At 51.7% G+C, this 13,255-nt stretch carries 9 protein-coding genes and 1 pseudogene; 3 read left to right on the top strand and 7 right to left on the bottom strand.

The window, feature by feature from the left end; translation table 11 throughout:
• Positions 1-137 precede the first annotated feature (137 nt).
• Positions 138-3,743: a chromosome segregation protein SMC gene (smc, locus tag HS100_00145; GenBank protein MBE7432303.1), complete on the bottom strand. Its 3,606-nt coding sequence runs from the start codon at positions 3,741-3,743 to the stop codon at positions 138-140.
• 127 nt (positions 3,744-3,870) lie between these two features.
• Positions 3,871-4,527, bottom strand: a complete 657-nt coding sequence (rnc, locus tag HS100_00150; protein MBE7432304.1) for a ribonuclease III — start codon at positions 4,525-4,527, stop codon at positions 3,871-3,873.
• A gap of 210 nt (positions 4,528-4,737) precedes the next feature.
• Between rnc and HS100_00155 the strand changes: the two genes are divergently transcribed.
• The gene (locus HS100_00155) at positions 4,738-5,685 is read left to right on the top strand and encodes an aldo/keto reductase (GenBank protein MBE7432305.1); all 948 of its coding nucleotides are present in this window, start codon (positions 4,738-4,740) and stop codon (positions 5,683-5,685) included.
• Positions 5,682-5,918 carry a hypothetical protein gene (locus HS100_00160; protein MBE7432306.1) on the top strand — a complete coding sequence of 79 codons (237 nt, stop codon included), beginning with the start codon at positions 5,682-5,684 and terminating at the stop codon, positions 5,916-5,918. The genes HS100_00155 and HS100_00160 overlap by 4 nt, the downstream gene beginning before the upstream one ends.
• Positions 5,919-5,987: 69 nt before the next feature.
• Here the strand turns inward: HS100_00160 and HS100_00165 are convergent, their stop codons facing one another.
• The 5 genes from HS100_00165 to HS100_00185 form a co-directional block, all read right to left on the bottom strand.
• A complete protein-coding gene (locus tag HS100_00165; GenBank protein ID MBE7432307.1) occupies positions 5,988-6,230 on the bottom strand; it encodes a hypothetical protein in 243 nt (80 codons plus the stop codon).
• Positions 6,231-6,545: 315 nt separating this feature from the next.
• Positions 6,546-7,352: an alpha/beta hydrolase gene (locus HS100_00170; GenBank protein ID MBE7432308.1), complete on the bottom strand. Its 807-nt coding sequence runs from the start codon at positions 7,350-7,352 to the stop codon at positions 6,546-6,548.
• 53 nt (positions 7,353-7,405) lie between these two features.
• Entirely contained in the window at positions 7,406-9,529 is a 2,124-nt protein-coding gene (locus HS100_00175) for an alginate lyase family protein (protein ID MBE7432309.1), read from the bottom strand.
• Positions 9,530-9,589: 60 nt separating this feature from the next.
• Complete coding sequence (locus HS100_00180) at positions 9,590-10,606, bottom strand: glycosyltransferase family 4 protein (protein ID MBE7432310.1); 1,017 nt, start codon at positions 10,604-10,606, stop codon at positions 9,590-9,592.
• 142 nt (positions 10,607-10,748) lie between these two features.
• A complete protein-coding gene (locus tag HS100_00185; GenBank protein MBE7432311.1) occupies positions 10,749-12,239 on the bottom strand; it encodes a restriction endonuclease subunit S in 1,491 nt (496 codons plus the stop codon).
• Between HS100_00185 and HS100_00190 the strand changes: the two are divergent.
• A pseudogene (locus HS100_00190) lies at positions 12,239-13,011 on the top strand (IS5 family transposase). The gene HS100_00185 and the pseudogene HS100_00190 overlap by 1 nt on opposite strands.
• Positions 13,012-13,255: the final 244 nt, after the last annotated feature.

Raw genomic sequence — 13,255 nt, forward strand, 5'->3', positions numbered from 1 at the left:
TGGGAGCGGGACTTTCCATCGTCTATCATCCGAACAAAATCTCATTTAACGCAAAGACGCAAGGGCGCAAAGGTTTAAGATTTTCCTTGCGACTTAGCGTCTTCGCGTTAAGGATCGTTTCACTTTCCACTTTCCACCTACCCCCTCTTCAACATATCATCCGTCACCTGATCCAACCTCAAACTAATCACCTGACTCGCCGAGTCGCGCCCCATCGTCACACCGTAGATGACGTCAGCCGCTTGAACAGTATTACGGTTGTGGGTAATGACGATGAACTGCGTATCCTTGCTCAAATCCACCAGCAGATCTCGGAAGCGCCCCACGTTGGCTTCGTCGAGCATGGCGTCCACTTCGTCCATCACGCAGACAGGCGTAGGCGACACTTTGAGCAGCGCAAAGACCAGCGCAATCGCGGTCAGACTGCGTTCCCCGCCGGAGAGCAACGCCAAGCCTTGCTCACGTCGACCCGGCAGGCGGGCTTCGATCTCGATACCGGTCTCGACCAAATTCTCGGGGTCGGTCAACGCCAAACGCGCCGAGCCGCCGCCGAACAAACGCACGAAGGTCTCACGGAATTGCTTATCCACGGCGTCGAAGGTCTTCACGAATTCCTGTTTGGTCAACTCATCGAGTTCAGCCACCACCTGCTTCAAATCCGCTTGGGCTTTGTGCAGGTCTTCCACCTGAGTCTTCATAAACTCATAGCGTTCTTTTTCCTGCTCATACTCCGCCTTCGCATCCGGGTTGATCGCTCCCATGCGGCGCAACTGGGCGCGGTTGTGAGTCAATTGTTCTTCCAGATCCGGCGCGAGTTCGGTGACGATAGGCAACTGCTCCACCATGCCTTCGATCGGCAGCGGCACGGGTCCCGAAACATCGGCGGCATATTCGAACATCACCAGACCAAAATCGTCGGTGATCTTTTGCTGTAAATTATCGAGTGCTTCCTGCTTGCGGGTTTGCTCCAACTGCACCTGCCCCAACAAACGTTCCGCATTTGCGAATCCGCGTTGGGCGCTGTTTTCCAATTCCTGCAAACGGGCTTCTTCCTGCTCGGCGGCGGCAAGTTCTTTCTCCGCTGGTTCGATCTGAATGCGTTGGTCTTCGATCTGCACATTCAACGCCGACTCACGTTCACGCAACGCCGCCTTCTCGGCATCCAAACTGTGCAAGCCGCCATCCAACTCGGTCAAGCGATTCGCCAATTCCACACGGCGCGAATCCAAACGGGAAATATCGTCGCCGCGTTCCTTCAATTTATTTTGCGCCGCGCTCAGGCTGCCCTCTGCCACTGCCGCGCGCGTCGTCCAATACGAGACCTGCTCCTGCAACTCACCCGCTTCGAGTTCCGCGAGTTTCGCCGCAACCACTTTCAATTCAGCATGAGCTTGCGAAGATTGCTCTTCAACCTCAACGGATGACTGACTAATCTTTTCTTGCTGGGATTTCGACTCTTCAGCCTCTGCCTGCAGTTGACTTAACTGACTCTTCTGCCATTCCAACTGCCGGGCATTCGCCTCAGACTCAAGACCGGCTTGTTGCTCGGTCTCCTGGGCTTCACCTAGTCTGACGCGGGTTTCGCGCGCATCAGACTCCGCTTGCAGCAGGTCACGTTGCGCTTCGGCATATTCGTTCGACAGACGTTCCACCAAGTCATTCGACTCGGCAAGGCGGGCGACGAGTCCGCTCAAGGCGGAGACGAATTCTCGTTTTTGGCGTCCCCGGCTCAAGGTCGAGGAAGAGGCGGTTTTCCCGGCGATGACCAAACCATCACCACGGAAGACTTCTCCGCGCAAAGTCACGGCGCGAGCGTGAGTCGGAAGGTCAGGTTGTAAGCGGCGGGCAGTGGCACGGTCACGGACGATGAGAGTCTGACCGAGTGTGAGTCGCACCGCACTGCGCAGTTCTTCGGGCGCGTTGACGAGTTCGGAGGCAATGCCGAGAATGTCGTCCGAAACCTCCGAGGTTTTAAAAACCTCGGAGGTTTGATTGACAGGCAACAAAGCAGCGCGACCGGCTTCATCGGCTTCGAGCAATTGCAGCGCGTTTTCGAGTTCATCTGAGTCGATCAACACCGCATCGAGCGTATCGCCAAGCGCGGCGGCAATGGCGGTTTCGAGTTCGGCAGGCACATCGAGCGCGGACGAAAGCGCACCCCGCGCCCCATTGAGGCGCGACTGACGCGCGGCATCGAGCAGGAAGCGCGCGCCTTCGGCATAACCCGCCAGCGACTGCTCGGACTGTTCGAGCACTTCGAGCTGCGCCTTCAAACGCGAATGTTCCGATTCTTCTTTGGTGCGGCGTTCCAGCGCGGCGCGGCGTTCGCCATCGAGGCGATCCACCTCGGCGCGTTTGGCGAGGGCTTTGTCTTCGGCGCGTTGTAGGGTTTCGGTAATGCCTTCGCGGGTCTTGCGGGCATATTCGTATTGCGCTTTGGCTTTTTCGGTTTGCGTTTCGGCGTTGGTAATCGCGCTTTGTGTTTGAGCGATCTTCTGAGTCTGCGCTTCAATGCGAGACTTGAGTTCATCGAGGCGGGCATTGTTCTCAGCACGTTGCTGGGTCAGTTCTTCAATGCGGTTGCGAATGGACTGAATTTGCTCTTCAATGCCAGAGCGTTCAGACTGGCGCGTGGAGAGCGCATTCTGTGCGTTTTCGTTCTGCGCCTTGGCTTCGTCAAATTCACTTTGCACACGGGCAACGTCCGCTTCGGCGGCTTGATAACGCTCGCGCGCCAAATGCAATTCATTCATTGCATTTTCCTGGTCGGAAAGGATTGATGCCTGTTGCGCGGTCAACGAACGGCGACGTTCTTCGAGCACGGCGAGGTCACGGCTGAGAGACTCGCGCTGCGTGTGCAACTCGGCAGCTTTGCGGTGCCATTCATTTAAGTGGGCGCGCAAACCCGAAAGCCTCTCGCGGAAGTTGTTGTATTCCTCTTGAGCCTTTTCGTAAATCTTTCGCGCCTCGATCATGCGCGCTTCCTGTACACGGACTGACTCCTTCGCGTCGGTCAGGTCACGTTGCGAGCGGTGCCAGTGATAGCCGTACCACTCGCGCAGGATCACCTTCAAGTCCGCCTGGGCGCGGGCAAATTCGATGGCGCGTTTCGCCTGCCGTTCCAAACTGCGGATGCGCGGCTCAAGCTCAGACATGATGTCGAGCACACGCTCGAGATTCCGCTCGGTGTTGTCGAGGCGTTTGAGAGCATCTTCACGGCGGGCGCGGTACAAGCCGACACCGGCGGCTTCCTCAAAGAGGCGGCGGCGGTCCTCGGCTTTTAGCGCGAGCGAGGCATCCACCAAGCCTTGACCGAGAATGGTGTAGGTGCGTTCGCTCAAACCGGCCTGGGCGAGCAATTCGTTCATCTCACGCAAGCGGACTTGCTGGTTGTTGATGATGTATTCGTTGTGACCGTCACGGTGGGCGACGCGCCCCATCGAGACTTCGGTGAAGTCGAGCGGCAGCCACTGGTCGGTATTGTCGAAGTTGATGGTGGCTTGCGCCATACCAGCGCGGGCGCGATGCTCGGAGCCGGAGAAGATCATGTCTTCGGTCTTTTTGCCGCGGAGAAGCGTATAAGATTGTTCACCCAAGACCCAGCGCAGCGAGTCGGCGATGTTGGATTTGCCCGAACCGTTCGGTCCGACAATGGCAGTGACGCCTGCGGCAAACTCAAAGGTTGTGCGCGAGGCGAATGTTTTGTATCCTTGCAGTTCGAGTGATTTTAGGCGAAGAGGCATGTGGCGATTTACGATTGATGATTTACGATTTTAGATTTTAGATTTTTGATTGAAGTGAATAGTGAATGGTGAGTAGTAGATGGTGATTTTCCTCTTTACTGTTACCTATTCTCTATTTACTAGGTTTTCAAATTTTCTTCAACGCATCCCGGGCGGCTTCGCGTTCGGCGGCTGCCTTGCTCGAGCCCGTGCCCCGCCCCAACACTACTCCATTGATTTCGACTTCCACTTCATAGATGCGGGCGTGGTCGGGTCCTGAGACGTTGACAACGCGGTATTTGAGCGTGCCAAGTTTTTCCGCCTGGACTTTCTCCTGAAGTTGGCTTTTCGGGTCGCTGATCTCGTCGAGGATGGTTTCCCGTGAAGGCTCGATGAACGGCAGGATGAAATTTTTTGCCTTTTCGTAGTTCGAGTCGAGGAAAATGGCGCCCAGCAAAGCCTCGAACGCAGAGCCGAGAACGCTGTCACGACGACCCCCGCCGTTGCTCTTCTCTCCGCGCCCAAGCCGCAGCGCCCTGCCGAGTTCGATCTTCCGCGCAAAATTGGCTAGGTGGTCGTTCTGGACAAGGTGCGCGCGGATCTTCGTCAATATCCCTTCAGGCAGTTCGGGGAAATGACGATACGACCACTCCGCCACAATGAAGTCCAGCACGGCGTCGCCGAGGTATTCGAGCCGCTCGTTATCCTCCGTCCCATCCAGGTGCTCGTTGGCGTAGGAACGGTGGGTCAGAGCCGCCGTCAGCAGGGAAAAGTTGGAAAAGGACAGACTCAGCCTCTCGTTCAGGCTGGAGGCGGTTTCCACTTCCCGCTTATTCGATTGTTGTGTCACGGGAACCTCCCGGAACTCCGGGAGCGATATCCACTTACCTCCTAAAGTGAGGGGATCTCGTTCCTTTAGTTCCTTATTGATTTTTAGCAGGTTGAATTTTAACCCGAATCTTTTAACGAAGCGGTTTTTTAAGATAAAATCGGGCAGTTTCCCGAAGGAGCCGTCATGAACGAAATCAGCAACGAAACACGCTTTCTGCACGCGCTGGAAATGGGATTGGGCGCGTGGCAATGGGGGGATCGCACCGTGTGGGGCTACCAGCCGGGAAAGTCGGATAAAGACATTCACGAAGCGTTCGAGATCTCATTGAAAAAGGGTATTCGTTTTATCGATACCGCCGAGCTATATGGGAACGGCCGCTCGGAACGATTTTTGGGGCAATTTCTAAGGGAAACAGATCGACCCGTCCTGATTGCTACCAAATTCTTCCCGTGGCCCTGGCGGTTTACGAAAGGGTCCATGTCGCGCGCGTTGAAGGGAAGCCTGGAACGAATCGGCGTGGACGCTGTGGACCTTTATCAAATCCACTGGCCTTCACCGCTGGTGCCTCCTGAAAGGATGATGGAGGGCATGGTGGAATGCGTAAGGCTGGGACTAACGCGCACGGTCGGCGTCTCGAACTTTTGGGAAAAGCGCATGCTGAGAGCCTACTCCGCGCTTGCACAACACGGGGTTCCTCTGGCGTCGAATCAACTTCCATTCAGTCTTCTCAAGCGCGATGCGGAAAAGAACGGGATTCTGGCACGATGCAAGGAATTGGGAATCCGATTCATCGCCTATTCGCCGCTTGAAAAAGGATTGCTGACCGGGAAGTATTCAGTGGATAATCCGCCGCCGGGCGTGCGCGCTGCAAATTACATCGAAATGCTTCCAAAACTTCCGCCGGTCATCCAGGCCCTTCGGGAGGTAGCGCAAAACCATGGAAAGACCGTCGCGCAGGCGGCATTGAACTGGGTAATTTGCAAGGGGGCAATGCCCATTCCCGGCGCGAAGGATGCGGAACAAGCGGAGGAAAACGCCGGCGGCGCAGGCTGGCGTATGAGCGATGAGGAAGTTGCCCGGCTCGATGAAGTGACAGAACGAATTCGGGATTATGGCGGTAAAGGCGCATGAACGGACTTTCAAGCACACAAAAATTCATCAAGATGTTCGTCTCAGAAAAAACATTCGCCGCCATGGAGGAGGAATCCCGGTCATGGAAGGCTAAGTGCTCGGATTGCAATCACGTAATTTCGATCTGGGAAATGGGCGGCATCCGTTACAAGGCGGCCGGGAATAAAAAACTATACCGCGTCTGTCCGAACTGCGGCAAACGCAGCTGGCAAACGGTATACAAGCAATCATAATTGAAAATTCAGCATGCAAAAAACGCCTCCGCAATGCGGAGGCGTTTCGGTATATTCGATTGTGATTATTTATGCCCCCACGGTCTCGGTGATCATATCCTTGAGCAGGATCTCGAGAGCCATGGAATGCCCGCAGCGTTTGTGGGTCAGAAAGAATTCGCAGTCACATTGAAACACACCGTTATCGTAACTTACGCGATGCTCATTATTATCCCCGTGAAACGTAAGGTCGAACTTGTTGAAGCGGAACCGTTTGCGGTCCTCCGCGTAGCGTTTTGCCTTTTCAAGCTTGCCGATCAGTCCGTAGTCCATGGCAGAAGCCTCCTTTAGTGAATTTGAAATAAAAAAGACACGCGGTTACATTCGCGTGTCTTTATCGACAACCTGTGTATGTTCATGAAAAGAGCGCATGGCGGCGTTACCTCTTGACCGTCAGTATAGTACTTTTCAAAGTGCGAGTCAATAACAAGTTCGAATTCGTCATGAAACCGTATGGTGTTTGTAGGGTGGATGACTTCAGAAAAAATCATCGAACTCTAATCTGCCTACGCGCATCGGTTCGACGTTTGAGTTGTTCCTGCTTGTCAGAAGTTCTCTTCAGCCGGATATGATCAGCTGTTCCAACCTTTATTGGTTGGCAACGACCGACAAAATAAACTCCAGGATCGTTTTCTGGAATTCATCCTTATGCTGCGTGTCAAATAGTTCCGTGCCGTGCGCCGTACCGGGGTAGGTCTTCCATTCCTTGGGTTCTGATGCCAGGTTAAATAACTCCTGCGTCGCTTCCACCGGGACGGTATCATCTTCCTTGGCTGTGATAAATAATTTGGGGATATCTGAATCCATATCACCCGTTTCGATGGCAAAGCCCCATTGCTCGATCTCTGGCGGAGAGGCTACGACCACCAACCCATCAGCTTGCGATTCGACAGTTAATTTGGCAGAGGCGCATCCGCCCAGGCTTGCGCCGACCAGGATGATCTTCTGTGCGCCTCGAGCGCGTATGAACGCAATCGCACCTCGCAGATCATCCACAAATTTTTGGATCTTGGCTTCATCTACAGAGCCATTCTCCCTGCATCCGCGCCAAAGGTAAGTGAGGGCAGTCAATCCCTGCGCAGCGGTGAGTTGGGCAAATTCCCGCCAGCCCGGGTCACAATTTCCCATCACAGAAAAAATGACGGCGGTATCACCTGAGCCGTAAAGCTCACCATTTATCGTCACGCCATCCGGAGTATCAAATGAGATCGAGTGGCTTTCGATGATCTCTTGCAGGGGCGCAGCGGTCGGATCCATAGGCGCAAATGCGGACTCGACGGGTGTGACAACGAGGTCTTGCGCAGGCGTCGGCTCTGGTGGTGAAGCAGGACTGCCGCATGCCTGAAGGGTAAGCATGAACAGAACGACCCAGTGAAGAACGGAATGTTTTTTCATAGGAATCAATATAACGAAATCCTATTGAGATGTCACCCCTCCAGCAGACTGGTTTATTCCCCGATGGAAACAGGCTTTGAATTGATAAGAATTTCGTTTCCCGACATTTCAACGACATCATTTTCAAACCCAAAGAATGTCCAAAAGCGGACGGTGGGTTGATCGGCTTCAAACAGGAGGGAGATCGCCGGTTCTTTCTGCCCGTAATAGCGTGAGCGCCATCCGCGGGTGGAGTTGGGATCAGCGCGAAGAATGGAGAATTTCCCTTCGCCGTTCAATAAGCCAGTTTGGATTTTATATGTACTCGCTTCATATTTTAGGTGAAGCGAGTTCTTGTTTTGTGTGAAGGGGACATCGTTCAGGAGCCAATGCAGGGTGTAGTGATGCGGTCCTTTCGCAGAGAGATCGTCGGTGACCAGCCACCTGTCCCCTTCCAATGCCATGACCGTGCGTTTGTGGCGGACGGGCTTGTAGCCGTCATGTTCGCCTTGCCAGAGTTTTTCGGATTGCTTGAGAACTTTGCCTTTTGCCCAATTCGTCCATGTAAAGCGGCTGACGAGGGTCATTTGGTCTTTACCGTCTACGGTCACGGTGTTGTGTGCGGAAGTTCTCGCTAGTCCATTGCGCCAGATGCCTTCGCCGGAGTAGAGATAGGTTCCAGCATCAACAGCGATGTTGTGACTGCCCATCCACAAGTCCATGTGGAGTTGGTCGGCGTGCGAGGGGCGGGAGGTGAAGTCGGTGCAGCGGATGATGGCGCGGGAGTCCGTGTTGCGGAGGATGTAGGTGCCGCCATCGGAAAAACTTTTACCGCCAAGCTCGCTAAGATCGCGAAGAAAACCTTTGTTTTTCTTTGCGTCCTTTGCGCTCTTCACGGTTGACTGTTCTCCGCAAATCCAGAAGACATCTTCGTCCCAATCGCCGGGTTCGAACATGGGTTGACCGGTGGTGATGACTGAGCCCAATTGCAAGAGTGGACGATAATCTGTGAAGTCGCAGTTGTTGAGCGGCAACACTAATGCGCCGTCGTTGGAGCCGTAGACGGGCATTTGTCCGGTGGCGGGGTCGATGAGGTGGGAGAGGTATTGGATGGAGGAAGAGATGGAGGAGTATAGAGAATTGGAGAATTGGATGTTGTTGAGTTCAGCAAGGCGAATTGCGTAAAGACAAAGATGAAGAATGAAGCGATGGTAGTTGAGGGAATACATGGAATAACTGCCATCGGAGAAGATTTGTTTGGTTGCTTCTTCTTCGAGCAGGCGTTTTCCGAGTGTGAAATAGTTTTTTGCTTCTTTGAGTTCGGGGAATAATAGCCCGACCATCCATAGACCGAAGGCTTCGCTGATGGTGTGGTTGCTGCGGGTGGAGATGGCGTAGCCGATGTTTTTGTAGATGCGTTCGGTTTGGGATGCGAGGTATTGGGTAAATTGGGAAATTTGTAGATTGGTTGTGGATGGCGAGTGGATGAAGGCGTAGAAACCGAAGGTCCATGCCATAAGACCGAGGGCGATCTCTTGTCCGTCTTTCCAGTTGGCGCCGGTGTTGGGGGGATTGTGGTCTGCCCAGTCTTGGATCAGTTGCCAGAAGGCTTGTGAGTACGTTTCGTCTTGTGTCGCAGCGTAGGCGCGGACGAGGGTGTAGACGAAGGCAAAGCGGTTCGGTTCCCAGATGAATTTGATGTCTGCCGTTGAGTCGTCGGAGATTTGGGACCAGTGTTTAGTCCTGCTCCCAACGCCGTCCTCGGCGTTGGATGTATATGCCAAACCCGCCGCCGAGGACGGCGGCTTGAGCGTGGATGGAATTTGATGCCAATTGGGTGGGAAGCCTGTTTGATGGTATGTGTGTGAAAAGAATTTGAGTTCGCCACTTAAAAGACGATTTGCTTCTTCAATGGCGGTGTTGCCGTAATCATTAGGGCGGGGATGCTTCGCGACCGCCCCTACGGATGCAAAGAATTTAGGGGCATTTGTTTTGCGCCATGTAACATAGGAATCGGGATAGGAGGGGATGGAGGGGTGGAGCCAATGCTTGAGCGGACGGTCTGCCCATGCGTATTGCGGGGTTTGCAGGCGGATGAGTCCGGTGCGGAGGCGGAAGGCGTAGGCGAGGCGAAAGGCTGACCAACGTGGACCCAGTTCGAGGAAGAGTGAAGTGAGGGTTTTAATCCGATTGAGCATTTTCACCACAAAGGGTCACACGTGTGCTTGCGCACAGTGCAGGCGCAGTGTCACAAAGGTTTAATTCGTGCCCTTCGAGTTTAATTTTCTCACATATCGAGAGAGAAGAATCCAGATAAGCGGAAGTCCAATAATAATTACGGGCGGGGCGTAGGGTTGTCCCCAGGACCAGGCGTAGGCGAGGGCGGCGGCGAGGAGGGTGAGCAGAATGTAGAGGGCGCTGACTTGGGCATGTTTGTAGCCGCCGATGACGAGACGTTGATAGAGGTGGGTACGATGCGCGGCGAAGACGTTCTCGCGTTTGAGGGCGCGGCGGATGAAGGTGATGCCCGCGTCCATGATGAAGGTCCACATCAGGAGGGTGCCGAGCATGAGGGCGTCGCCGCCTTCGCTGGCAGAGAGGAGTGGGAGGACGGCGAAGGTGTAACCGAGGAAGGTGCTGCCTGCGTCGCCCATGAAAATTTTGGCGGGTGACCAGTTGTGAAAGAGAAAGCCCAAACTGCCCGCGGCGATGGCGAGCGCGACCCAAAAGACAAAGTTGTGACTCGTGCGCGTGGCGAGGAACATCCAACCGAGGGCGGCAGAAAGCGCGACCCCGCCTGCAATGCCGTCGATGCCGTCCATGAAGTTGTAGGCATTGGTGAGACCGACGATCCACAGGATGGTGATGATGAAGCCGACGATGCCGAGCGGAAGTTGCCCCAAGAGCGGAATGGTGACCGATTTGAAATAGCCCATGCCCAACACGGACACGAGCGCGACCAAGCCTTGCACTGCAAAGCGGACTCGCGGGCTGAGTGAATGTATGTCGTCTCGCCAGCCGAGGTAGGCAATGACCGCGCCGCAGATAAGGTAGATGAGGCTATGGGTGAGATTTGAGTTTATCGCTGCAACACATCCCGCCACGAGGACGACGATGACAATAGCCACACCCCCGCCGCGCGGAGTGGGCGCAGAATGGGAACTGCGCTCGTTGGGATGGTCCATAATGCGGCGGCGTTCGGCGTATTGACGGATAATCCACACGCCGAGGGCGGAGAGGATGGTGAGGAGTGCGAAGATGAGGATGGAGGTCACGGGGGTGATTCTAAACGAGAAATCGATTCAGACTTAACTTGGAGTTGATTCTGTTTCGATGGTCATTTTCTCCCCTGTTGTCCCGCCCGACGGTTAACCGTCGGGCTATTCCTACGAAGCCCGCTAAAGCGGACTGCAAATATCAAGAAGTCTCAACACCTCTTCGATGTAATACCACCCTTAAGTCACTTATAACATTCGCACACAATTTTTTATCAATCTTCTCCAAGTTCCTTAGTAACCTTCGAGGGTGGACTAAGTTTCGTTTGTCTTTAATTCTAACAGCTTCATCTTTTGCTTCACCTAATTGAGCTTGCAACCTCTTAATAACTTCGCTAAGATTTGGATCTTTCTCTTCTTCAAAATAATTACGTTGTTCTATCTCGGAAAGCCAATCTAATAAAATTGCTTCTAAGATTGAACCGCACAATATCAAAACAGATTTATAAGCATTTACATTTAAACACTGATTGATTTCTGTAAAATCATCTTTCAGAAGACTTGAGATTAAATCTCTTTTATGCAACCGTACTGTCTCTAGCTCTTCTAAAACAAACTCTCGTTGCACCTGTTTCTCTGAAATTTCTATTTTCGAGAAAAGCAAATCATTAAATAAATCTAGTTGATTTTTACCGCTATTCAAGAACATCTTTTCAAAAATAACTTGGGAATACTCTTGTGTAGCCAAATCTGGAAGGACTATCGGGAAATCCCGTAAATCCGACAAATTTATTCTTTGAAAAATTACACCCTTTTTATATCTCTCCGCATATTTACGTGCAGTATCACTTTGAAGATATAAAAATAGATAATAAGGCGTTACGGCATCAGATTTTGGTCGAATTACAAAGAAAGTTGGAGAAGGATGCAATTCTTTATATGGAGGCACATCATGTATAAGGTAAGCTTTTTGAAAACCAATTGACGCAATAAGGATGTCTCCTTTTTGTAGAACAATATTTGTAATCTTATCTGACATGGGTATATTATTAGGCAGCGGGTAACTAAAATACTTTGAATACAAATTGTGCCCAGAGTTTTGTGTAGAACGCGGTAAAAAGACCTCTGCTACAGAACTCAATGACACCCATTTCTCGCTCTTGATTAATTCTTCGTTTTCAATTAATTCAGGGTCGTAGTATTCAATATTGAGGTGATCCTTATTAAATATTTTTGATTCAACAGAAAAGAAACGACAAAAGTCAGTTGCATCGGGAGTTTGACCTTCCGCCAAAATTAATTCAATAGATTTCAAATAAGATTCAAACTCGGGCGACATCCTAGGCATTTCGCCAAACTCGCCACTCTTAATATTCTGTTTAACAATAGAGGAAAACAACTTCCCTGAGAACGAGCCAAAATATATTCGAGATCGTGATTGTTTTATCAGCAAGACCAAAGAAAATCTTATAGCTGTAGCTGGTTCGAAAAGTGAGCCTATATCAAAAATACCCCCAACATTCCATTTATCAAACATAATTTTTCGTAATTCTTGGGCTTGCCGAGACAAACTAAGAAGTATTCCAGCAGGAAAAACCAATAAAGCAAAATTTTCTGACTTTTTTAAAACCTCTTTAGAAGTTATCTCAAAAATGGTAAACTGGCGCTCAAACCCGAGTTGGGAGCGAGCCAATGGACCTTACAGATGAGCAATGGGAAGTTGTAGAACCTTTGTTACCCAAACCTGTAAAACGGGCAGATGGAAAAGGCAGACCAAGGGTAGATAACCGTGCTATCTTGAACGGTGTCCTTTGGGTCATGCGAACTGGTGCTCCTTGGCACGATATGCCCAATCGGTACCCACCGTACCAAACCTGCCACAGACGGTTCCAGGAATGGGTCAAAACAGGCACATTTGAGACTATTCTCAGGAAACTGGTACAGGATGTGAAAGAACGAGGCGACTTAGATCTGACAGAATGTTTCATCGATGGCACCTTTGTCATGGCTAAAAAAGGGGCTCAGGGGTGGGAAAAACCAAGCGGGGCAAGGGTACAAAGCTCATGGCAGTGGCAGATGGCGCTGGTTTTCCTGTCGCCATATCCGTTGGAAGTGCTTCGCCGCATGAGGTCAAGCTAGTCGAGAAGACCTTGAATGACCGATTGGTGGATGAGAACCCTGAACGATTGATTGGAGATCGAGCGTACGATAGTGACCCTTTGGATGAGAAGTTAGCTGAACAGGGCGTCTTGTTGATTGCACCGCACAAATCCAATCGCAAGAAGCCAAAGACCCAAGATGGTCGTGAGTTACGCCGCTATCGAAGGCGATGGAAAGTGGAACGTTTGTTTGCTTGGCTGCAAAACTACCGCCGCATTCTGGTTCGCTATGATCGTTTTCTTGAGAATTACCTCGCTTTCGTTCATCTGGCTTGCATTGTTATTTTTGTCAGAACCTATTTTTGAGATGAGTTCTAGCATATTTTATTTCAGAGTCTTGATATGTTCCTAAGAGAGGGTAACTTCTTCGCTGATTTATGGCATCTAAAATTATTGAGTTATCCATAGTAGTTTAATCCTCCAATTACATTCTTAACTCCAAGTAAATCCCTCTCAAGGTAATGGAGACTATTTCACAACCTCTCTCACCTGCAAATCAGAATAGGCGACGCCTAGATTCGTCTCGCCGTTGGGTTCGGCATCCTAGTAT

Source organism: Anaerolineales bacterium (assembly GCA_015075725.1).
Taxonomy (GTDB): Bacteria; Chloroflexota; Anaerolineae; order Anaerolineales; family Villigracilaceae; genus Villigracilis.